The following is a 20,332-nucleotide window of genomic DNA, read 5'->3' as shown; positions in this document are numbered from 1 at the left end:
CCACTACTTCCTTGGCTAACTGCGGAAACGTTTCTTGTAGCGCTTAGAGTTAGCAATTGCTTTAGCTTTGCGCTTGTTTTTTTCTAAAGGCGTTTCAAAGTGACGGTGTTTCCTTACGTCTGGCATAATTCCCGCCTTGGAAACTTGCCGTTTAAATCGACGTAAAGCTGACTCAAGTCCTTCATTCTCGCCCACTACGATTTGAGTCATTCGCTTGCTCCTTATGATCGGCTATAATTCAGTCAAAAAAGAATAAAAAAGGGCAGACACATACTCTGCCCAAGAGAATTAAAAGCTAAATTTTGTTTTCAAAATTTAGTAACGGCGAGAATATCCTCCACCATTATTTCCGCGTCTACCACCGAATGAACCTCCTTCTGACTTGGGTTTCGCCTTATTAACCCTCAAGTCACGACCCATCCATTCAGCACCATCAAGCGCATCAATAGCAGCTAGTTCTTCAGCTTCTGAACTCATTTCTACAAAAGCAAAGCCACGTACACGACCGGTTTCACGATCAACAGGCAACTGAACTCTTTTTACAGAACCATATTCTGTAAAAACCTCATTCAAAGCCTCTTCTGTGACTTCGTAAGAGAGGTTGCCTACATAAACTGACATAGATTTTCTCCAAAATCATGAGTGTGTGGAGATGTAGATTTCGGAGAAAAGCCTGCCAATATCAAAAGGTTAAAGCCCATCAATACCACAAACAAACACTATTACCGAATTCTATTCTCGCTTGCTATGTTAGTACAAAATTCAATTCTTACCCACCGTAATTTAGAAACTTATAGTGAAAATTTGCTACCAGGGTTTTGCTTGGGAACAAAGATCTGTCTTGAAAATAGGGTTGGGGGAATAGGGAACAGGGAGGTTAAAAGGGAGCTAACGGAGCACACCCGTAACCCATCTGTATGTATCTGTGTCTATCTGTGTGTATCGGTGGTCGATTTTTCATGCTCTGATTGTGGGCAGTCACCCATGAGAGTCTTGCACCGCCAGTTCACGCCAGGTGACGCCAGTCGCTTTATGCCAGGAAACCCAGCTCACCATTCTCAATCACCGTAGGGTGGGCAATGTAAAGAACGTAAACATAAGGGCTTAAAAGTGCCCACCTTACAGAGGCTGCTATATTGTCACTACTGTACTGTATAGCTACTCTTATGCCTAATATAAGGAGCCACACAAACGCTGAAGCTCAACTTCTGGTTGTCCAAAGTGTTGTTGGCGGCACAATAGAACCTGAGCCGAGCGGTATCGAAAGAAAAGCTGGTGGCTAAACCACCCTAAAGGAGCACCAACAATCAGACCAAGTAATAGTCCTGTCATTAAAAGAGGTAATGGATTACGTCTGCTTGGAGAAATATCTTGTCTAGGAGTAGTATTTTTAATCATATGGAGTGTTTCCTGCACCTGCTCGCCTTTCTTAAAAAGAGCAAAAAAGAAGGCGTATTGGCGTCTCTCCGTGTACATAATTTAGTCATAAGCGAAGTGATGGCTGGGTGTAGGTTTTACCCTAGAATTTAATGAAGAAATATGAAAGCCTTAATTCTTCTTTCTTGCTGCCAGAGTCATCACACATTCATGCAAGACAATAAATTTGTAGTTTATATTTTCTAACTAACCTCCAAAAAAATATTTATTTTATTTTTATTTACTTCACAAGATAGAAGATATAATTTTCATCCTGATTGCAAAATAATGTAATTATCATAAGTTTTGGAATTGAAAAAATAAATTTTAGAGTAATTATGTCCTATTATATCCCCGACTTCTCTAAGAAGTCGGGGATTTGTATTTTAAGAATGAGTTTGGGAAATTTACATAATTAGAAGATGAGCCATTGGTTTGTTTCTTCAACCTTGATAGGCGAAAAAATGCAAAGCTTCTATTCTTATATTTCATTACTTATAGCTAGAGTAATGATGAGGACTGCATTTTGAGTTCTTACTCCTTCTTATTTTTTGGACTGAGAATAATCTTGCCAAAATGGCAACCTAGTTTCGATACTCTCAGTTAAATTGAATAAAGATAAACGACTTCAAGGGTGTTGTTATCAGGGTGTATCACAATCGAAAATCTTGTGATGCACTCTCTCTAAAAACATATTTTCAGCAAATAGGAAATTTTTCCGCACATGATATAAAAATTGATTGTTGAACTTAATAAATAATAATTAGATTTGACATTTACTGCGCCAGGAATTTTAAGTGTGTAATGGCATTGTCGTTGTCCCACATTAGCCCCCTAAATAAATGGCAATGTCTTTACATATTCCTGTTCACTTCAGTAGTAAATGTCAGAGTGGGAGTGGAAAGCGACTGATATGCTAACTCCCACTTTTATTTTTATTGGCACAACTTCAAAAATGTACACTCCCAAACAAGGCGGGGCTGGGCGTAACAAAGCAGAGATTTACGAGCTTGTTCTAGCTGCTTGACAATACTCGGTTGCTGCCACTGCTGCCAGTAAGATTGCTGAAGATAATCAATTAACCACAGTTGTGCTTCAGTATCCAAAGCCTTGTCAATGTCTCTAGCTAGCTGCAAGGCTTGGATGTAGTTTTTTGGTATTTTGGTTACGGCTTGGAGTAGTTCTGGGGAAATCGCTTGCAGTTGTTGATAAGCAGCGATCGCTTCTCCCGGACTACCAGCGGCAATACTCAATACTGCCTGGTGTTGCAAAATTTCTTGATGACCGATACGTTTGAGTACCTCAGTCATTGCGGCTGTATCTAAACTATAAAAAGGAATGCGTTGACAGCGTGATACCAGTGTCGGCAAAATAGAATCTGGGGAAGGAGCGATCAAAATTAGTGTTGCCTGCCCTGGTTCTTCTAAAGTTTTCAGCAAGGCGTTGGCAGCAGCTTCTGCCATTGTTTCTGCCTGTTCTACAACTACGATCTGCCTTGGCGCTTCTAATGGTAGACGACTGAGAAATTCAGCAATTTCGCGAATTTGCTCTAGACGAATTACAGGCGGTGCTTTCCGCTTGAGTCCTTTCTCTGCTGCTTCGGTTGCTGTCAGACGTTGTCCTTGATATTGATATGTTGGTTGCACCCACAGCACATCAGGATGGTTGTCTTTTTGCAGTTTGGTGCGGATGACAGTAATAGCTTCAGATAAACCATTGCTGAATAACAATTCCATAAAACACCGTGCTGCCAAACCCCGCCCTACACCGTTTGCCCCTACGAACAAATAGGCTGGTGCAACTCGGTTTTGTTTAACAGCTTGAGTCAGTAACTCTACTGCTTGTGGTTGCCCTATAAGTTGTGCAAATGAGTCATTCATAATTGAATGTATAGCAGTTTCACTCAAGGCTTGTGTACTAGCACAAGCAATCTTAAAGTTAGAACTAATACATAGGAGTTACACAATCATGTTAGTACCAGCAGAAACAGTGAGAATCTTCCAAAACCAACCAGAATTGAGATTTTCTCCCGGTCAAGTTATTTTTGAACAAGGTCAGGAAGGAGATTTTATGTATGGCATCTTGATGGGAGAAGTAGAATTGCGTGTTGATGGAAAAGTGGTCGAAATTATTAAAGCAGGTGATGTTTTTGGTGAGGGAGCTTTAGTTCATCCAGCTCGAAATAGGGCATCCACGGCGATCGCCAAAACTGACTGCATAATTGCATCTATGAACAAAGATCGTTTCCTTTTTGCCGTTCAAGAAACTCCCATGTTCGCGCTACAAGTGATGCAGAGCTTCTCAGAGCGCCTGCGCCGCATCAAGCAAAATATATAACACTGCTTTTAACTTTTAACTTGCTTATATCCCCACCCATCCAGTTTTAAGAGCAAAATTTTCTGAATTGCCTGTTGCATTGCATTGACACTCACACTAGCATCTACCCTGACTATTCGCTCTTGGTAAGACGCAGCTAATTCTGTATACCCTTTTTGAACGCGACGATGAAAGGCTATATTTTCTTGCTCAATGCGATCGCCTCTGGCGGGTGCGACGGGGATAGCGGCAGCACCATCGCCATCGGCAATTGCTGAAGCTTGACGTTTGCGAGCTAGCCCCACCTCAGCATCAACATCCAGCCAGATAGTTAAATCGCTTTCTAGCCCGTTGGTAGCAATGGTATTGAGTTGAACAATTAAATTCATATCTAAACCGCGACCGTAACCTTGGTAGGCTACGGTAGAGTCAGTGTAGCGATCGCACAATATAATTTTTCCGTCTGCCAGAATTGGTTTAAGTTCTTCGACGTGTTGCGAGCGATCGGCAGCATATAGCAATAATTCTGCTCTGTCGGTAATAGGAAAGGCAGATGGTTCTGATGATTCTCCTTCTGCCTTTTGCAGTAATAAGCGGCGCAGATGCAAGCCTAACTCTGTTCCCCCAGGCTCGCGAGTAATTACTACAGGGATACCAAGGCTTTGCAGCCACTCACCACAAAGCTGGATTTGGGTTGTTTTGCCGCAACCTTCGACTCCCTCAAATACAATTAATTTACCCTTCATGCGTTTTGATTTTGCTGCTACCGTGCTGGGTAATTTGAGTCTACACTAGAATCCTCAAATATTAAGGAATGTAATATAACCTATTTTGACCTGTGGATCTAAGCCCATTGATACGGGGTAAGAGCGATCGCAGTTGGTGCTAAGGGTGGATGCTCGTGATTGTATGTGTATTTCCTTTGTCAATCCACTCCATACCCCTGGCAAAGTGGGCTGAAATACTTACAGGCTGCGGAGGCAGCCTTGGTTTGTATAGCGACACCCTTCTAGGGTGTTGGATTTTGGCGAAGGTATTGTTAGGTGCGATCGCCTTTCCAGTTTCAAATTAAATTACCAGCTCACGACTTTTTCGTTAGGACGCTGGATAATCGTTTCCAAAACCCGTCGTTTTGCTTTAGGATCTATGCCTACCAACCGCACATACTCGCCACTGTATTCGGCTAAACACGATTCTACAGTTGATATAGCATCCGACTCACTCTGAATTTGACCTAGCGCACAACTTTGCCAAGAACCAGTACGGAAACGCCGCTCATCTACGTGTTCAACGCCAATTTTATGACCTTGAAATAAAATATTACGTATTTGTTCTACCGTCTCTAAACTTAACTTAGTGTTAGTTTTTTCTTGTTTTTGGAAGCCGTTTGTTGTGCTTGGTTGGTTTGAGCCATTGCCTGAGTAACTAGTAGCAGGTGTTACAGGTTGCGGCGTCACGGCAGGTTGATAATGTTGGCGCATATTCCGGTTGTACTCCGACACTAAGCGGTAATCTTCCACTCGTTTTTGTTCGCCAACCATCAAGTTAGCCATCTCTATCAAGTGAGAAAGACTAAAATTAGGCTTTTTAAATTGTGGTGGCCCTTCTAAACTATTTACTACCCGTTGAGAAATGCGCTCAACTCCGATTTCATGAATGAAGTCGCGGATTTGTTCATCATAAATTCGGGAACGCAAAGCGCTAAAAAAGTCAATTGACTGATGTGGGAAAGTATCCACTAACTGCTCTACTTCCCGTTGCGAAAGCCCATCTTCACTAAAAATTCCGCCCACAATCCCGATCTTGTCGCTTCGATCTGGTTCCCAGTAGAATTTTTCCATCCGCCCGTCGCGAATCAAAGGCGCGTATAGAGTAGAAAAATCATTTCCTGTCACAATAATTGGCACGCGATGTAAAGGCGTTGGATCGTAACTACCAGGAAGTTGTACATCGGTGGGATTATCGGCAATATTCATCAGTGTGGCATTCACTAACTGAGTATTCACCGTGTACTGCGTACCTTCATCAAAGCGCCCCGCGCCCGCATCTAGATCGTTAATCATCAACACGCACATTTTGCCGCGTACCTTGATTAATTCTGCTGTTTCCCGATAGCGCAGACGAATCAGGCGTGCTGGATCTCCTGCATCCGGACTTTCTAATTCTCCGCCAGAAATGAGAGTAACTTCCACACCCATTCTCTCGAAGACTAACTCACATTGAAAGGATTTGCCTTCGCCCTTACGTCCATGAATACCCAAAATCAAAGGTACTCTTACACCAGGCAGGTTAAGGAAGTTTTTGGTAATAAAAACTGCTAATTTGTCCAGAAAGCGAGGAGCGATATAGTAACTCATGAACCTGTGGAATTGATAGCACTGCTTAAAATAATGTTAATTTTTTCTGACAACAAGCGATCGCTATCTTTTGACGGAAACTGATATAAGTTGAAAAAAACTGATTGATAAAAATGTTCAAGTCTCATGTACATTCCCAATGCCTTTCGAGAAGAAGACACTGAAAAGCTAGTCGCCTTCATGCGTGCCAATAGTTTCGCCACATTAGTGTCTGTCCACAATCATCTCCCCATTGCCTCCCATATTCCACTCGTCGTCACAGTGCAAGATAATGTTGTTAAGCTAACGGGTCATCTTGCCAAAGCAAATCCTCACTGGCAGGTGTTTGGAGAGATTGAATCACTTGCTATTTTCACCGGGCCTCATGCTTATATTTCACCATCTTTGTATGAAAAGCGTGAGAGTGTGCCAACCTGGAACTATATTGCCGTTCACGCCTATGGTGTGCCTGAAATTATTACTCTCAGCGACTCCAGGGAACTGATGGACAAAATGATAGACACAATGATTGATACCTATGGCTCGGATTACAAATCACAGTGGCACAACCTATCTGACAACTTCCGCGAAGGCATGATGAACGGTATTGTTGGTTTTGAAATGATTGTGACGCGATTAGAAGGGAAATATAAACTTAGCCAAAACCGCAGCCAAAACGAGCAATACAATGTTGCACACGCATTACTACAAAGTGCAGATCCAAATGCTCAAGCCATAGGTGCAGCTATGCAACAGAATCTTGAAACTAGCGAACAGCAATAGCTTTGGTAAAGGCGATCGCTTAACTATAACTTTACGCAAATGGTGATTCTGCACAAACTTTCAGATTTTATAGAATCTGCAATCAATAACCTATCTCCTAGTTATTACTATGAAGGGCGTTGTCCTCAAACAGGCAAACTACTAAAACTGCCCCGCACCCCTTTAGCAGAAGCAGTAGCCTATGGTTTAATGCGATACCTTGCCACCGATGAGCGTTATAATTCTGAGGGCAAGATGTATGGAGTATTGCTAGTTGAACTGCCTTCTGGCGAACAAAGAGTACTCAAAGCATTTTCCGGACTTTTGAATGGTAGCAGCATGGTTGAGGGCTGGGTGCCGCCAATTTCCGGAAAAGACGAAATTGCCTTAGACGAAGCCCGCACTTTGATACAATTAGAAGCTATCAAACAGGAACTTATTACCCTCAAGCAACTCCCCGAACGAAAGCAGTACGAAACCCTGTCTCGTGAGTTGGAACAGCAGTGGCAACAAATTAGCGATCGCCATCGGAATTGCAAACAGCAACGCCAAGAAAAACGTCAAATATTGTGTGAAACACTGACGGAAACAGCACTCACTGTTGCCCTAGAACAACTCGATGCCGAAAGCCGTTGGCAGGGAATAGAGCGACGGCAATTCAAACGTCAACGGGATGAGATATTGCAGCCCCTCAAGCAAATAATTGCAAACGCAGATGCCCGAATTCGAGAATTGAAACAACAGCGTCAAGCACTGTCACGCCAACTACAAACTCAAATGCACGCTGCCTACAGCCTAATTAATTTTTTAGGGCAATCAGCATCCTTGCAGCAATTGATGCCAGGAGGTTCCATGCCTACTGGCACGGGAGATTGTTGTGCTCCTAAACTACTCCACTATGCGGCAATAAATCGGCTAAAACCACTGGCAATGGCAGAATTTTGGTGGGGACAGCCCTCAAAAAATCAAGATAAAGTCCAAGGAGAATTCTATGGAGCTTGTGCAGAACGCTGTCAACCGTTGATGGGGTTTCTGCTCTCAGGATTGCCTCAACGTGATTTGACTGTAGAAGGCGCGATCGCACAAACGCTACCTATTATTTATGAAGACGAATGGCTGATTGCTGTCAACAAACCTCCAGGGTTGCTATCAGTTCCGGGGCGTTACCGCGATCGCCAAGATAGCGTGCAAAGTCGGTTGCGTCATCTCTTACCTGATGGGATGGCACTTATGGCTGTGCATCGCCTGGATCGAGAAACCTCTGGTATTCTGCTTCTAGCTCGCGATTTACAAACCTATCGTCAACTCACCCAGCAGTTTCAGCAGCGTCAAGTTCACAAAGTTTATGAAGCCATACTTTCTGGCTCTGTGGCGATAGAAAAAGGTGCGATCGAACTACCGTTGTGGGGAGATCCTCAGCAGCGCCCTTATCAAAAAGTTGATTGGCAGCGCGGTAAACCTAGTTTGACTCACTTCCAGGTAATCGCAACAGAGTCAAATCACACTCGCATAGAATTTATACCTTTAACCGGGCGCACCCATCAAATCAGGGTTCATGCTGCCGATCCCCAAGGACTGGGTGTGCCAATTTTGGGCGATCGCCTTTATGGATGTCATGCAGACACAAATCGATTACATCTACACGCACGGGAACTTCGCTGCAACCATCCCCAATCTGGACAAACCCTTTATTTACGGGTACAGACACCGTTTTGATAGAACAATTCAATTCTCATCGGATTTAGAATTTTGCAAAAGCCGATTACGAATTAATTGCAATTGTACTTGATTGTTAACAGGTATTCGTGGAAGTGGTAAATCTGTATTCGGCCAATCTGGTAAATCATTGCAGGGGCACAGTTCAGGTGGCATACCTACATTTCTTACTGGTACTGGCATTGTGCAACGTGCACAGCTTGTCATGTCCCAATTAGGACTCAAAAGTTCAGCGATAGTTTCCTGGGTACCCTCTAGGTAACAGTCGCCACTTTCCGGTGAGACAATTTTTTGCCAACACTTTTCAAATTCATCACTATATCTATCGCCTACAATTACCGATTTCGGCAACAAGGTTTCTGCACCGTTACCGATGACAACCTTCTTACCTAATTGAAACCAGTAAGCCAAATATTGTTTAACTTCTTTTTGAGATGCCATATTCCAATTGTAAAGGATTTAAATCTGGGAATCTGGAATAAAGAATTAAGAATAAATCATTGGTCATTTGTAGAGGCGGGTTTATTTAGATATTTCGTCATCCTAGAGAGATTTTTGTTAAAACCCGCCCTTACAGTGGTTAGTAGTTGGTTGTCTCCTTGTCCCCTTATCCCCACCTCCCCTTGTCCTCTTTCCCCCATGCTGGTAAAGGAGTACCAAGAGTGCTGAGATTGAGTACGTAACCGCCAGTAACAAGATAAACAGCTTCAGAAATTGCACCTAAGCGACGTACTAAATTCCCCAGGCGATCGCGAAAAGTTCGACCTACAGGATAAGCTGGCACCACACCCCATCCTGTTTCTTCAGCTACAAAAATCATATCGACTGTAACTAACTCAATCGTCTTTAACAAATCTTGCACAGTGTTTTCCCAGCTTTCTTCTTCCTCAAAGAGTAGATTAGCTACCCAAGTCCCTAAAGAATCAATCAAAATACACGTGTTTGCTTTGGCTTTGGTAAGGGTAGTAGATAATTCTACAGGTACCTCCAATGTGCTCCAATTTTGAGGACGGCGTTGTTGGTGTCTTTGAATGCGCTGTTGCCACTCGCGATCAGCAGAATTTTGAGTTGCTGTTGCTACGTAAATCACAGCTTTTTGTGACTGCATCGCCAAAGTTTCCGCCCATTCACTTTTGCCAGATCTTGCAGGGCCTGTTACAAGAATTACTTTACTCAAAGTTATTTCCTTAGTATCTTTAATTAACCGGGGTTGCAATTGATGACTAAAATTTTTTCTTTCAATAGTGGGATTTTTGACACTGAATAACTTTTATATAGATACAATTAATACTCAGCATCATTTGTGCAATGATTGGGTAAAGTCAAAAATCCTAAAAGCTGATTCAGCATCATTAAACACCACAAGTCACGATCTAGGCTAGAGATATATTTATGAAAGCAGGCTTAAAACGTATTGAGGCAACCCTACATGATTTAGGCAATCGCGATACTGCTGCTGCCGAATCGGGAGATACAAACAAGCGGTCTTTGTCTTTTAGGATTAGTGTCGGGACATCGGAACAAGCCACACATAGCGATACACAATCCCCAAATCAACCTCCTCAAACACTAGAAGAAGAGAATACTCAGTGCCAAAAGACCACCGTACAAACCTTTTCAGTTGAAGATAACGGTTGCAAAACACCAAGCCTACCCAAAATCAAAACTCCTAGCTTGACAAGTCATCGCAATGCAGCCAATCCTGGATTGGCAATGAACTTGTTGCAAGAAATACAAGAAATTGTTGCCAATTGGCAAGCAGAGCTACAAATAATTGTGCGGCAAATACAAGATGTTTATTTAGAAGGGCCAATTGTCAATGGTTGGTTAGAATCTGAAACTGCTGAGGAATCGCAAGGAACTGCTACACTACGTCATGCAGAAGTCGATCAACTGATGGACTATGTAGAAGAAATTTGCGCTCAACAAGCAAAAGTATCTTGTCAATCGTCCCGTGCTGGCTATCGTTTGTGTGGATTAGATGCTTCTGGTACGGTTTGGTCGCGTCCTTGTCCACCTGAACAAGTAGCCAGCGTCAGTATGGCTATTGCTCGTTATCAAAAATTACGTCAACTATTGGGACGCAAGCAATATCTAGAAACCCGTCTCGCACAACTAGCTGAAAGTCTAGTGGTATTACATAGTCACATTCAATCTCAGGAAAATTACTGAAGCTAGGGTATAGATGGTAGGGTGTAGGGTGTAGCGAGAATAATTTTCCCCACACACCACACCCTTATTAATAAAAATTATTTCCGAAAAAACTCGGTTGGTGAGTCAAGGTATTTTGGTATAGATTAGCACCAAAGCTAGTGAAGGTTGGATATTGTCACTAGTGACTTATCACATTAATTTTGTTGGCTAGCAGATCCCCGGCTTCTTATAGACACCCGGAGGGTGGCTTCCCGAAGGGTAGAAGTCGGGGATCTGAACACCTTAATTACTTATACCCTATGCCAGATACGCAAATCTCTGCCATTATCTGTACTCACAATCGAGAAACCTATTTAGGTGCAGCCATAGATAGCCTTCTATCACAGGATTTTGTCGGCGATTTTGATGTGGTAGTGGTGGATAATGGATCGAGCGATCGCACTCGTTCCGTTGTAGAACAAAGAGCCAGCAATCCTCGCCTGAAGTATGTTTTTGAACCCACTCTCGGTTTATCTGTAGCTCGCAATACAGGTGCTAAAGTTGCAAGCAGTGAAATTTTAGCATATCTAGATGATGATGCCGTAGCTTGTCAGCACTGGCTGCAAGTATTGTATTGTGCTTATCAAAATAACCCCAAACTAGCGATCGCTGGTGGTAAAGTTAGCTTGCTATGGTGTGATGGAATCCAACCACCACAATGGCTATCTAGTGGATTAGCAGCTAATTTAGGTGCATATGATTTAGGCGGCAACATAGTCTACATTGATAAACCAGGTTTAACCCCCAGAGGTTTAAATTACTCGATACAACGTAGCTTTCTCCAAGAAATTGGCGGTTTCGATCCTCATCTTGGGCGTGTAGGCACAAAATTACTATCTAACGAAGAGCTACAAATGACGGAAATAGCCCTGCAACGGGGTTGGCAAGTCGCTTATCTTCCTGAAGCTCATGTGTTTCATCATGTTGCCCCTGAACGTCTCAAACGTTCTTGGTTTTTAAACCGAGGCTGGTGGCAAGGGATTAGTGAGTGTTATCGGGAACAAATAGCAGGCATAGCGATTACGGAGCAATTGCGACGCGGTAGCGAACGTTTTTTACGTGGTATCTATAAGGCTTTAAAACATATTTCCGATCCAGCCGAGCGATTTGACAAGCTTGTGTATGCCTACGGTCAAATTGGATATTTAAATGCCGCTATTCAGGGTTTAAAAATAACAAAATAATCTTCAATATTTATATTATGTCACTATCTAAAATACCAGTTTCTGTATTAATTCCAGCAAAAAACGAAGAAGCGAATTTACCAGCCTGTTTAGCTAGTCTTGAAAGGGCTGATGAAATATTTGTAGTGGATTCACAAAGTTCTGACCAAAGCATCGAGATTTCTCAAAGATGTGGTGCGAAAGTTGTACAGTTTAACTTTAATGGACAATGGCCCAAAAAGAAAAATTGGTCATTAGAAAACCTTCCTTTTCAAAATGAATGGGTTTTGATTGTTGATTGCGACGAGCGCATTACTACTGAGTTGTGGGAAGAAATAGCCCAAGCAATCCAAAATCCAGAACATGATGGTTACTACCTCAATCGCCGCGTATTTTTCTTAGGTAAATGGATTCGCCATGGCGGTAAATATCCTGATTGGAATTTACGTTTATTTAAACACAAACAAGGTCGTTACGAAAACCTTAATACCGAAGATATTCCTAATACTGGTGATAACGAAGTTCATGAACACGTTGTTTTAGAGGGAAAGGTAGGGTATCTAAAAAATGACATGATTCATGAAGATTTTCGTGACCTTTATCATTGGTTAGCAAGGCATAATCGTTATTCTAACTGGGAAGCTCGTGTTTATCTAAATTTGCTTACAAACCAAGGTAATAACGATACTATTGGTGCGAGCTTATTTGGTGATGCAGTGCAACGTAAGCGTTTTCTGAAAAAAATTTGGGTGCGGTTGCCATTTAAACCATTTTTACGGTTTGTGTTGTTTTATATTATCCAACGTGGTTTTTTAGATGGTAGAGCAGGTTATATTTATGCACGACTTTTAAGCCAATATGAATATCAAATTGGTGTCAAACTTTATGAATTACGCCACTGTGGCGGCAAGCTCAACACAAAATCAACTCCAGTGACAACATCACCATCTCTCTCTCAGGTAGTTAAGCAGACAGTAATTTAATCAAGGGAGAGTTGGCTAATAGCTAATAGCTAATGGTTAATGGCTAATGGTTAATGGTTAATGGCTAATAGCAATTAACAACTACTCAATACTCACTACTGTAATTTTTAACCGAAAGACAATCAACAAAACCCGCCCCTACTAAACCCCTATTAACTATTAACTATTAACTAATGACCAATGACTCATTTATAGATTTACGCAAATATCACCAATCTTGGTTTGACCGGGGTCGTCCAAGCTGGTATGTTTTGTTGTGGTGGTTTGTGCAGGCGATCGCCTTTCCTCTGACGCTTCACCCGTTTAACAGCCTGCGTTGTGCTTTGTTGCGTCTGTTTGGTGCTCGCATTGGTAAAGGTGTATTAATTCGCCCTACTGCTCGCTTCACATATCCTTGGAAAATCACAATCGGTGACTACAGTTGGATCGGAGATGATGTGGTTTTATATAGCCTTGACTACATCCATATTGGGGAACACTGCGTAATTTCCCAAAAAAGTTATTTGTGTACTGGCAGTCACGATATCCACGATCCAAGCTTCGGTTTGACAACAGCGAGCATCAATATTGGTAATGGAGTATGGATTGCGGCAGATTGCTTCATTGCACCAGGAGTAAAGATAGAAGCAAATGCCGTCATTGGTGCGCGCAGCAGTGTTTTTAGCGATCTACCCTCTGGGCAAGTGTGTTGGGGTACACCTTGCAAACCTCACTATCCCAGATAAAAGCAAACTCAGGGTAAATACCGTCGGAGAATCTAGAAGCAGAGGAATGAAATCCGTATATTTACTATTTTCATATGTATATGAATGCCTGTAAAAAGAATGAAATGTATACAGTAAGAGCGTTAGCCTGATAACCAAAGGAGGGAAATGCGGATCTCTGGTTAAATCCTTAGTCCACACTCCCTCCTGATTCCTTTGTATAGGTTTTTTTGATTGATTTTTAGCCTAACTTTATCAAAATACAATTGTTAGCGATCGCCTTTGATAATCAGATTTCAAGTTAATAACGATACATATAAATCATGTAAAGACGTGTCATGGCACGTCTCCACAAAATGTATGCTTAAGCAGCTGATTCTAACAACTTAATGTTAGAAAAAGTAAATTCCTGAATTGAAGGTTTTGCTCCTGTCTCAGTGCGAATTTCCCGCCGATTCAAAATAAAGTAGTCACCAACCTTTTCGTACTCATCTACAAATTCACTCCTACCACCTTTTTGCTCGCCTGTTTTGGGATCGTGATATACAGAGTCGTAGGTGTGGGGAAGGTAGCCTTCCCCAGTATCATGAGTGCTAAAGGTGTTAATAGTGACGACAACACCGTGAATATGACGGTGAACAAGGCTAACTACGTTGTTATGGACTTTGTATTTGTCGCCTTCTGATTTACCGCCTAAGATAATCTCGACTGCGCCTGTCTCGTCGGTACTACCATAGCTAAATGTATTCGCACCATGAGTTTCCTCAAAACTGCGACGAATGCGGTGAATTGCTATCTCCCACGCTTGATTGTGAATCGCCTGCTTTGCTTGCTCATCTTCAATCTCAAAAACTTCAGCTTTGAGATTGGCATTAATGCATATTCTGCCTGTGAAGATCTGCCCATCCACTTTGTATGTAATATCTGCGGTGTAGCCAGGAAAATTGCGATCCCATGTGTAACGGTTCTCATAAGCAGCCCGAAAGAACTCTTGGGCAGAAATTTGTGTAGCAGTCATTTTTTTCTCCTATATTCGCCAGTTATGTTAGCTTTTTACCTTTAGTGCTATTAGTTAGCATAGAAGTAGTTGTCAAGTCCCGCCTAGTCCCCAACTGGGTACACTTATGAGTACACTGTATGGCTCGTTCTCTTCATGCCCTGTTTAATGCGATCGCCAATGCCCACAATGAGCAAGAACTACGCCTAGCTGTGATGAACACAGTTGGCGAGCATTTTGGTGTGGAACGTGGGGGTTTATATTTGCTGGATGAGTGTTCCCCGGTAGATATTGAAGCGCAAACCATCCCTGATGTTTGTTTAGAGGGCAACCCAGTCGGGCGCTATGTTGTTGAGCGTCATGCTCCCGCCCACGAACAATTAATATTGGCTCCGGGAGACTGGAAAGAAATTTGTCCACGCCAAGATCACGCTCACGTGATGAGTGGGCCTATTATATGCGATGGTCGTGTTGTTGGAACACTCAACCTTGCTCGTGCTAACGGTACTCCTGCTTTTGATGCTAATGATTTAGCAGATTTAAGTGCTTTGTGCCTCCATTTATCAGCCAAACTCGCCACTCTGAGGGCAAAACCAAAAACATTCAATTCGCCGTTAGTTAGTCGCCTCACTCCACGAGAGTTAGAAATTGCGGAGTTGGTGGCGCAGGGGTTAACCAATACAGAAATAGGAGAAAAGCTTTTTATTACACAAAATTCGGTTAAGCAAGCATTAAAACGAATGTTTCGCAAGTTAGGAGTTTCAGCACGGGCGGAGATGGTAGCAAAATTACAAAATGGTTTATCTTGAGATATACAAAATCAAAAAATAAATCGGCGTTGCTGATTTAGGCTATGAAAATAATTTTTCGTAATGCCAAAACCCCTGCCCAGACGCGATATATCGCGTCTCTACACATCAAATTCATACCGCGATTCAGCAACGCCAATAAATCACTTTCTATGCAAGCTTTTCTGCCTATGTATTTCCAGAGGCAATTTCTTCCAACTTCTTGGCATCAAGTATAGTGATTTTGCCACCCCGACTATAGGCAACTGTTGTTTTCAAACTTTTAATTAAACGCACGCATTCCTCATAGGTAATACCGATACCGCGAGCAATGCGATAATATGGCAATTTGACTTTTAATGTCTTTCCTTGTTGGTTTAATTCTGTACCATATTCAACAGCAAAATATTGAATTAACCTTGCCAACCGAACAATCGCTCTTTCAGAAACTAATCCGTGAACCGTTTCATGCAACTGCTGAATCCGAGAATTCAATACCATTAGCATTCGCAAGGCAACATCAGGATTGTGCTGGATGGCTTGGAGTAGAGCATCTCTTTCGACTGTCAGAATCTCGCAGTCAGTTTCAGCCGTGACTGTGGCGGGAGAAATACCATTTCCTAAAAGTGCAGGCGCAGCAAACATTTCCCCAGCAAACAAGGTGCGGAGAATCGTTTCTTTACCTGTAGTTGCTGTTTTACTAACTTGAATTGCACCACTAGCCACAGTAAATAATTTGGCTGGTAGGCGATCGCCCTCGTGCAGAATAATCTCTCCTTTGCTGTAGCGTTGTATGTGTGTGTGAGGTTGCAATTTCATCCTGTCTGTGGGTTCTAAATCCGCAAACACGATTATTTGTGAAAGTTGTTCAAGGGTTGCCTGCATCTATCGAGTAGGGAACAGGGTACAGGGAACAGGGTACAGGAAAATTAAACTCCCATACCCTATTACTTAATTTGTAGCAACTGCCGGGCGATGCTGAATCCAAGGTAAAAGTGCTTCTAGTTGGGCTGCTAAACTAATTAGAGTCGCTTCTTGTGCAGGTTTACCAACAATTTGCACGCTAATTGGTACACCTCGCTCGTCAAAGCCAACAGGAAGAGCGATCGCTGGTTGTCCAGTAGCATTAAACGGCGGACAAGGGGCAACCCAATTAATGATATTTTGGAATGTTTCTTCAGGAGCAAGATTTGCCCATTCGCCCACCCGGATAGGAGAATGCATATAAACTGGCAGTACTAGTACATCTACGGTGTCAAAAAACGCTACGATTAATCTTGATACCATCTGCATTTGATAAACTGCTTGGAGATATTCCCCAGCAGAACCAGTTCTTGCAAGCAAAAACCGATTCACGGGTTGCAATGCTTCGGCTGGAAGTCCCGATGCCGCAACACTTGTTTGCCATACAACTTGAAATGGTTCTACTAAGCCGCTAAAGTCCGGGCATTTTTCTTCTACTGTATGTCCGCATTCTTCTAATAACTTCACTGTTTGCAAAACACCTTGCTTACAGGTGGCATCAGCTTCGCCAATGGGAGGAATACTAGTAGCATAAGCTACTCGCAATCTACCAATTCTTTCCTTGCTTGCGGTTAGAAACGATGGTTCAGGATCGGGCAACCAATAGGGATCGCCAGTCACATAACCGGACATCACATCTAAAAGGGCAGCCGCATCAGCGACTGTACGAGCAATCGGCCCGTTAGTAGCAATGCCACTAAGGCGATCGCCCACTGGTGCATGAGTTACCCTTCCCCGCGCTGGCTTAATTCCAACCAAACCACAGCACGCTGCCGGGCCGCGAATTGAACCACCTCCATCCGAACCTTGAGCGATCGCACACAATCCTGCTGCCAGTGCTGCTGCTGCACCTCCACTAGAACCACCGGGAGTGTATTCTAAATTCCACGGGTTGCGGGCTGGGGGAAAACCCGTAGGCTCTGTGTAAGGAAATGAACCAAGCTCAGAAGTAGCTGTTTTACCCAAAAGAATAAATCCAGCTTGTTTAATCCGCGTTACTACACCATCATCAAAGTCGAGAATATTGTTGAGTAACGCTGGATTGCCAAAGGTACAAGGCACACCTGCAACTGGATTGAGATCTTTAATTGAAATCGGTACGCCAAAAAACAGAGGCAATTCTTTACTAGTTGTCAACATTTCTGTTTTGGCTTTCGCGTCAGCTAGGGCTTGCTCTGCCATTACCGTAAAATAACTTCCCAGTTGGGGATTTAAGCTTTGAATCCGTTTTAAATATATCTGCACCAACTCCAGTGGCGACACTTCCCGGCGACGAATTAACTGTGCCTGTTCCAGGGCTGGGGCAAAGGCTAAGTCAATTTCATTCATGTGTAATTTGTTAGCTAGTTTTGTCTATTCCTAGCATTTTTTAGATAATTTTTAACTTGACTTTGCTTGGAAATTTAGCCAGTTTTGCTCTTGCAGACGTGACATTGCTTTACGAATATGTTCGGGTTTAAAGAGTTTGCGTTTGCGTACACCGTTCGGCGTTGAACGTAGCCCTACCCTGCGGGTAGGGCTTGCTGCAAGCATCGCCTCCTCGCTGTCTAGTGCTGGGTTTGGTGAAACATCGAAGGAGAAACCTTGAGTCAGAGATATTTTATGAATTTTGCGGAGATAGTGAGTACCAGAAACCTATACAATTAACTTTTCTAGGTGATGACAATCAGCTACTGTTTAATATATAACATTTTTTGAATTTTATTTATTATTACGGTAAATTTACAAAAGCAGTGCGAAACGATATTATGTTGACATATAGCATGATTTTGTTGAAGTTTGTTGAAGTTACTTATTGATATAAATTACTTATTTATCAACTTTTGTTTATTAGTTGGTTATTGTAAGAGAATAGCTTCTCAACGTTCTGATATATAGTTGAGGTAATTAATATGGTTGTGCACAAAAAAACAAAAGAAAAGACTAAATTTCGTCAAATAAAAGGTGAGGTTTCAAATCCACACAATTTAACTAGATTAAATGTAGAAAAACTTAAGGAGGTTCTGTCTTATTTCTCCTATTTACATAATAATAGAGAAATTAATGATCAAGCTTTTGAATCCCTAGTTCGTTATGCCTGTTCGATTTTTATCGAACAGGAACTTGAGGTGAGAATACAAGAGACTTTAGAACGTAAGCTTATGCAGTTTTTATATTCTAAATTTTCTGACTCAACAGAAGATATTGAAGACTTAGAAACGGCTATATACTCGCTAGATATATCTCGTTTAATAAGGAGTAAATAGAATGTCTGAGCTAGAAAATGAATCTACACAAAGCTCAGATAAACAGCGAAAAGAACAAGAAGAGGAAGGGGGAAATTTTTCTAAATTTCCTGAGGAACTAGAAGACTTACCTCCACAGCTAAAGAGAATTGTACAAGCAACGCTCTCTATGCAACGTATTTCTTCTTCATCCTTGATTTCACCTATTCAGGACAAGATCAACGAACAGCATATTTCCCGAATCTTAGATATTGTAGAAAAAGATGATGACAGAGCTTTTGCTGATACACAATCAGCTAGATTATATAATCTAATTACAATTATTATATTTTTGGTATTTTTTGGATTTTTAACTTACTTTTTGGTAAATAAAGATGTAGTTGTATATCAAGACATTTTGAAGATAATTATCATATTTGGGGGTGGTTTCGGCAGTGGCTTTGGTTACAAGGGGTACATAGATAGAAAACGAAAATAAGAATAATACCATTTGTTATACCGTTTCTCTAAATTCCGACAACATCGGTGTTACTCCGCCTGCAATAACCAAAAACCGCTGTAAGTTAAACCCGAATCATCTGGCTGCACGAGTAAAAAGTGCAATCCGCGGCTTTGCTGCTTGCGCTGTTCGTAAGCCTTAGCCGCTGCTGCTACTTCTGCATCTTCAAAGGTGGCAACAATCCATCTATCTACCAAACCAGCTTCTAATACTAAACCATCGGGCGCACCTGCAACATAATTTAAGGCCACAGGGCGTGCTTGTTGCAACCACCGTGCCAAGCGCATCGATTGTTTTCCCCCATAAATTACCACACCGGGAACCGACACCGTTGATGCTAAACCCAAATTAATCGGCAACAGAAACTCTGGCATTACCAAAATAGGAATGGGAAGCTCTGCAAACGCCTCAACTAAGTTACCTGCTGACATTGCTGCAAAACGCCATTCTTCTCCCCAAAGATTTTCTGGTAATGGTGCAGGTGGTGGTTTGTCTACTACAGTTGGATAGCCTTTTGCCTGCAACCACTGCTTGAGAGCAAAAGTACGACGGGTAGGCTCAACATTAATACCCAAACTGCGCCCAGCTTGTTCAATTAAACCCAAAGACTGAGGGCGAAACACTTGAATTACATTTGGCAGCCCTTCAACAGTTGCTGCTAGTTGCAGTTGAGACGCAACCCAACTGGAATTCACCTCAGATTGGGGACAGTTCGCTTCATACTGAAAACTACGATCGCGATCGCAAATCAACAAATCCCACAAAACTTGCTCAGACGCATCCTGTTGTGGGCGACGATAAAAATCAGCTTGCCAAATTTTCATAGCAGTTCCAGCTTTTGCGATACAACCATCTGACTCTCGTCACTTGGCACAAATGATACCCCATTCCTGTTCTTTTTCCGACTGGTTTGATTGTAAAGAACGGGTTGAAAATATGTTCTTGAATGTTGAGGCATACCTAGCCTGTTATCAGCGATCGCCTACCAAAATCTTCAACTTGCCCTAAAGCTCGCATTGCGTTCATTTAAGACCACAAATTTTACTAACTTGATTTGCTGGAACATTCTCAACGCGCTTGATTAGCCAACTTGCTAATCCACAAGGAAAATGCCAAATATAAATAAAAAAGACCTCGATGATAAATCGAGGCCTTTATGAAATTCTCAAAATCAGACTCTAATTACAGAGCGTTACCACGAGGCAGAACTT

At 42.2% G+C, this 20,332-nt stretch carries 24 protein-coding genes; 11 read left to right on the top strand and 13 right to left on the bottom strand.

Features of this window, described 5'->3' with window-relative positions:
* Positions 1 to 15 precede the first annotated feature (15 nt).
* From rpsU to UYC_RS0108625, 4 genes are all read right to left on the bottom strand, one after another.
* The gene (rpsU, locus tag UYC_RS0108640; protein ID WP_016877213.1) at positions 16 to 210 is read right to left on the bottom strand and encodes a 30S ribosomal protein S21; all 195 of its coding nucleotides are present in this window, start codon (positions 208 to 210) and stop codon (positions 16 to 18) included.
* 105 nt (positions 211 to 315) lie between these two features.
* The gene (locus UYC_RS0108635; RefSeq protein WP_016877214.1) at positions 316 to 621 is read right to left on the bottom strand and encodes an RNA recognition motif domain-containing protein; all 306 of its coding nucleotides are present in this window, start codon (positions 619 to 621) and stop codon (positions 316 to 318) included.
* A 549-nt stretch (positions 622 to 1,170) separates the two neighbouring features.
* Positions 1,171 to 1,476, bottom strand: a complete 306-nt coding sequence (locus tag UYC_RS0108630; protein ID WP_235083033.1) for a hypothetical protein — start codon at positions 1,474 to 1,476, stop codon at positions 1,171 to 1,173.
* Between the two features lie 875 nt (positions 1,477 to 2,351).
* The gene (locus UYC_RS0108625) at positions 2,352 to 3,296 is read right to left on the bottom strand and encodes a DNA polymerase III subunit delta' (RefSeq protein ID WP_016877216.1); all 945 of its coding nucleotides are present in this window, start codon (positions 3,294 to 3,296) and stop codon (positions 2,352 to 2,354) included.
* An 88-nt stretch (positions 3,297 to 3,384) separates the two neighbouring features.
* Between UYC_RS0108625 and UYC_RS0108620 the strand changes: the two genes are divergently transcribed.
* On the top strand, positions 3,385 to 3,753 hold the full coding sequence (locus UYC_RS0108620; RefSeq protein WP_016877217.1) for a cyclic nucleotide-binding domain-containing protein: 369 nt from the start codon (positions 3,385 to 3,387) through the stop codon (positions 3,751 to 3,753).
* Between the two features lie 8 nt (positions 3,754 to 3,761).
* Here UYC_RS0108620 and tmk read toward each other — a convergent pair whose 3' ends face one another.
* Positions 3,762 to 4,478, bottom strand: coding sequence for a dTMP kinase (gene tmk / locus UYC_RS0108615; RefSeq protein ID WP_016877218.1), 717 nt, complete (start codon positions 4,476 to 4,478; stop codon positions 3,762 to 3,764).
* A gap of 149 nt (positions 4,479 to 4,627) precedes the next feature.
* Between tmk and UYC_RS38545 the strand changes: the two genes are divergently transcribed.
* Positions 4,628 to 4,804 carry a hypothetical protein gene (locus UYC_RS38545; protein ID WP_157787698.1) on the top strand — a complete coding sequence of 59 codons (177 nt, stop codon included), beginning with the start codon at positions 4,628 to 4,630 and terminating at the stop codon, positions 4,802 to 4,804.
* A gap of 1 nt (position 4,805) precedes the next feature.
* On the opposite strand, the gene UYC_RS0108610 is transcribed toward UYC_RS38545, so the two are convergent.
* Positions 4,806 to 6,089 (bottom strand): RuBisCO small subunit-like domain-containing protein, encoded by a 1,284-nt coding sequence (locus UYC_RS0108610; protein ID WP_016877219.1) that lies wholly within the window; start codon positions 6,087 to 6,089, stop codon positions 4,806 to 4,808.
* Between the two features lie 126 nt (positions 6,090 to 6,215).
* Between UYC_RS0108610 and UYC_RS0108600 the strand changes: the two genes are divergently transcribed.
* Together UYC_RS0108600 and UYC_RS0108595 are read left to right on the top strand one after the other, a co-directional pair.
* A complete protein-coding gene (locus tag UYC_RS0108600; RefSeq protein WP_016877221.1) occupies positions 6,216 to 6,851 on the top strand; it encodes an FMN-binding negative transcriptional regulator in 636 nt (211 codons plus the stop codon).
* Positions 6,852 to 6,890: 39 nt separating this feature from the next.
* Positions 6,891 to 8,546, top strand: a complete 1,656-nt coding sequence (locus UYC_RS0108595) for an RluA family pseudouridine synthase (RefSeq protein WP_016877223.1) — start codon at positions 6,891 to 6,893, stop codon at positions 8,544 to 8,546.
* A 9-nt stretch (positions 8,547 to 8,555) separates the two neighbouring features.
* Here the strand turns inward: UYC_RS0108595 and UYC_RS0108590 are convergent, their stop codons facing one another.
* Together UYC_RS0108590 and cobU are read right to left on the bottom strand one after the other, a co-directional pair.
* Positions 8,556 to 8,987, bottom strand: coding sequence for a hypothetical protein (locus tag UYC_RS0108590; RefSeq protein WP_016877224.1), 432 nt, complete (start codon positions 8,985 to 8,987; stop codon positions 8,556 to 8,558).
* Between the two features lie 166 nt (positions 8,988 to 9,153).
* A complete protein-coding gene (gene cobU / locus UYC_RS0108585; RefSeq protein ID WP_026087643.1) occupies positions 9,154 to 9,723 on the bottom strand; it encodes a bifunctional adenosylcobinamide kinase/adenosylcobinamide-phosphate guanylyltransferase in 570 nt (189 codons plus the stop codon).
* A gap of 215 nt (positions 9,724 to 9,938) precedes the next feature.
* Between cobU and UYC_RS0108580 the strand changes: the two genes are divergently transcribed.
* From UYC_RS0108580 to hpsU, 4 genes are all read left to right on the top strand, one after another.
* The gene (locus tag UYC_RS0108580; RefSeq protein ID WP_016877226.1) at positions 9,939 to 10,718 is read left to right on the top strand and encodes a hypothetical protein; all 780 of its coding nucleotides are present in this window, start codon (positions 9,939 to 9,941) and stop codon (positions 10,716 to 10,718) included.
* 281 nt (positions 10,719 to 10,999) lie between these two features.
* Positions 11,000 to 11,923 (top strand): glycosyltransferase family 2 protein, encoded by a 924-nt coding sequence (locus UYC_RS0108575; protein WP_016877227.1) that lies wholly within the window; start codon positions 11,000 to 11,002, stop codon positions 11,921 to 11,923.
* Positions 11,924 to 11,940: 17 nt separating this feature from the next.
* Positions 11,941 to 12,885, top strand: coding sequence for a glycosyltransferase family 2 protein (locus UYC_RS0108570; RefSeq protein WP_016877228.1), 945 nt, complete (start codon positions 11,941 to 11,943; stop codon positions 12,883 to 12,885).
* A gap of 173 nt (positions 12,886 to 13,058) precedes the next feature.
* Positions 13,059 to 13,610, top strand: coding sequence for a hormogonium polysaccharide biosynthesis acetyltransferase HpsU (gene hpsU, locus UYC_RS0108565; RefSeq protein ID WP_016877229.1), 552 nt, complete (start codon positions 13,059 to 13,061; stop codon positions 13,608 to 13,610).
* Positions 13,611 to 13,953: 343 nt separating this feature from the next.
* Here the strand turns inward: hpsU and UYC_RS0108560 are convergent, their stop codons facing one another.
* A complete protein-coding gene (locus UYC_RS0108560) occupies positions 13,954 to 14,607 on the bottom strand; it encodes a DUF3386 domain-containing protein (RefSeq protein ID WP_016877230.1) in 654 nt (217 codons plus the stop codon).
* 119 nt (positions 14,608 to 14,726) lie between these two features.
* Here UYC_RS0108560 and UYC_RS0108555 point away from each other — a divergent pair, with 119 nt between their 5' ends.
* On the top strand, positions 14,727 to 15,395 hold the full coding sequence (locus UYC_RS0108555; RefSeq protein WP_016877231.1) for a helix-turn-helix transcriptional regulator: 669 nt from the start codon (positions 14,727 to 14,729) through the stop codon (positions 15,393 to 15,395).
* A 168-nt stretch (positions 15,396 to 15,563) separates the two neighbouring features.
* Here the strand turns inward: UYC_RS0108555 and UYC_RS0108550 are convergent, their stop codons facing one another.
* From UYC_RS0108550 to UYC_RS37630, 3 genes are all read right to left on the bottom strand, one after another.
* Positions 15,564 to 16,259 carry a Crp/Fnr family transcriptional regulator gene (locus tag UYC_RS0108550; protein WP_016877232.1) on the bottom strand — a complete coding sequence of 232 codons (696 nt, stop codon included), beginning with the start codon at positions 16,257 to 16,259 and terminating at the stop codon, positions 15,564 to 15,566.
* A 66-nt stretch (positions 16,260 to 16,325) separates the two neighbouring features.
* On the bottom strand, positions 16,326 to 17,726 hold the full coding sequence (locus UYC_RS0108545) for an amidase (RefSeq protein ID WP_016877233.1): 1,401 nt from the start codon (positions 17,724 to 17,726) through the stop codon (positions 16,326 to 16,328).
* A 51-nt stretch (positions 17,727 to 17,777) separates the two neighbouring features.
* A complete protein-coding gene (locus tag UYC_RS37630) occupies positions 17,778 to 17,930 on the bottom strand; it encodes a hypothetical protein (protein WP_157171225.1) in 153 nt (50 codons plus the stop codon).
* Between the two features lie 359 nt (positions 17,931 to 18,289).
* On the opposite strand from UYC_RS37630, the gene UYC_RS0108540 reads away from it, so the two are divergent.
* Together UYC_RS0108540 and UYC_RS0108535 are read left to right on the top strand one after the other, a co-directional pair.
* Positions 18,290 to 18,643, top strand: coding sequence for a hypothetical protein (locus tag UYC_RS0108540; RefSeq protein WP_016877234.1), 354 nt, complete (start codon positions 18,290 to 18,292; stop codon positions 18,641 to 18,643).
* A 1-nt stretch (position 18,644) separates the two neighbouring features.
* Entirely contained in the window at positions 18,645 to 19,100 is a 456-nt protein-coding gene (locus UYC_RS0108535; protein WP_016877235.1) for a hypothetical protein, read from the top strand.
* 50 nt (positions 19,101 to 19,150) lie between these two features.
* Here UYC_RS0108535 and UYC_RS0108530 read toward each other — a convergent pair whose 3' ends face one another.
* Positions 19,151 to 19,945 carry a Tab2/Atab2 family RNA-binding protein gene (locus UYC_RS0108530; protein ID WP_016877236.1) on the bottom strand — a complete coding sequence of 265 codons (795 nt, stop codon included), beginning with the start codon at positions 19,943 to 19,945 and terminating at the stop codon, positions 19,151 to 19,153.
* Positions 19,946 to 20,332 lie beyond the last annotated feature (387 nt).

The sequence above is a fragment of the Chlorogloeopsis fritschii PCC 6912 genome, from assembly GCF_000317285.1.
In the GTDB taxonomy this organism is placed as follows: Bacteria; Cyanobacteriota; Cyanobacteriia; order Cyanobacteriales; family Nostocaceae; genus Chlorogloeopsis; species Chlorogloeopsis fritschii.
The sequence above is the reverse complement of the archived record's forward strand: the minus strand, read 5'-3'. Positions and strand labels throughout refer to the sequence as shown.

Excerpts from the sequence above, each read along its gene's own strand:
- hpsU (WP_016877229.1), top strand. The coding sequence starts at position 13,059 with ATGACCAATGACTCATTTATAGATTTACGCAAATATCACCAATCTTGG.
- UYC_RS0108550 (WP_016877232.1), bottom strand. The coding sequence starts at position 16,259 with ATGCAGGCAACCCTTGAACAACTTTCACAAATAATCGTGTTTGCGGAT.
- UYC_RS0108595 (WP_016877223.1), top strand. The coding sequence starts at position 6,891 with ATGGTGATTCTGCACAAACTTTCAGATTTTATAGAATCTGCAATCAAT.
- UYC_RS0108555 (WP_016877231.1), top strand. The coding sequence starts at position 14,727 with ATGGCTCGTTCTCTTCATGCCCTGTTTAATGCGATCGCCAATGCCCAC.
- tmk (WP_016877218.1), bottom strand. The coding sequence starts at position 4,478 with ATGAAGGGTAAATTAATTGTATTTGAGGGAGTCGAAGGTTGCGGCAAA.
- rpsU (WP_016877213.1), bottom strand. The coding sequence starts at position 210 with ATGACTCAAATCGTAGTGGGCGAGAATGAAGGACTTGAGTCAGCTTTA.
- UYC_RS0108575 (WP_016877227.1), top strand. The coding sequence starts at position 11,000 with ATGCCAGATACGCAAATCTCTGCCATTATCTGTACTCACAATCGAGAA.
- UYC_RS0108610 (WP_016877219.1), bottom strand. The coding sequence starts at position 6,089 with ATGAGTTACTATATCGCTCCTCGCTTTCTGGACAAATTAGCAGTTTTT.
- UYC_RS0108570 (WP_016877228.1), top strand. The coding sequence starts at position 11,941 with ATGTCACTATCTAAAATACCAGTTTCTGTATTAATTCCAGCAAAAAAC.
- UYC_RS0108540 (WP_016877234.1), top strand. The coding sequence starts at position 18,290 with ATGGTTGTGCACAAAAAAACAAAAGAAAAGACTAAATTTCGTCAAATA.
- UYC_RS0108625 (WP_016877216.1), bottom strand. The coding sequence starts at position 3,296 with ATGAATGACTCATTTGCACAACTTATAGGGCAACCACAAGCAGTAGAG.
- UYC_RS0108530 (WP_016877236.1), bottom strand. The coding sequence starts at position 19,945 with ATGAAAATTTGGCAAGCTGATTTTTATCGTCGCCCACAACAGGATGCG.
- UYC_RS0108580 (WP_016877226.1), top strand. The coding sequence starts at position 9,939 with ATGAAAGCAGGCTTAAAACGTATTGAGGCAACCCTACATGATTTAGGC.
- UYC_RS0108600 (WP_016877221.1), top strand. The coding sequence starts at position 6,216 with ATGTACATTCCCAATGCCTTTCGAGAAGAAGACACTGAAAAGCTAGTC.
- UYC_RS0108630 (WP_235083033.1), bottom strand. The coding sequence starts at position 1,476 with ATGTACACGGAGAGACGCCAATACGCCTTCTTTTTTGCTCTTTTTAAG.
- UYC_RS0108560 (WP_016877230.1), bottom strand. The coding sequence starts at position 14,607 with ATGACTGCTACACAAATTTCTGCCCAAGAGTTCTTTCGGGCTGCTTAT.
- UYC_RS0108620 (WP_016877217.1), top strand. The coding sequence starts at position 3,385 with ATGTTAGTACCAGCAGAAACAGTGAGAATCTTCCAAAACCAACCAGAA.
- UYC_RS38545 (WP_157787698.1), top strand. The coding sequence starts at position 4,628 with ATGCTCGTGATTGTATGTGTATTTCCTTTGTCAATCCACTCCATACCC.
- UYC_RS0108535 (WP_016877235.1), top strand. The coding sequence starts at position 18,645 with ATGTCTGAGCTAGAAAATGAATCTACACAAAGCTCAGATAAACAGCGA.
- UYC_RS0108635 (WP_016877214.1), bottom strand. The coding sequence starts at position 621 with ATGTCAGTTTATGTAGGCAACCTCTCTTACGAAGTCACAGAAGAGGCT.
- UYC_RS37630 (WP_157171225.1), bottom strand. The coding sequence starts at position 17,930 with ATGCTTGCAGCAAGCCCTACCCGCAGGGTAGGGCTACGTTCAACGCCG.
- UYC_RS0108590 (WP_016877224.1), bottom strand. The coding sequence starts at position 8,987 with ATGGCATCTCAAAAAGAAGTTAAACAATATTTGGCTTACTGGTTTCAA.
- UYC_RS0108545 (WP_016877233.1), bottom strand. The coding sequence starts at position 17,726 with ATGAATGAAATTGACTTAGCCTTTGCCCCAGCCCTGGAACAGGCACAG.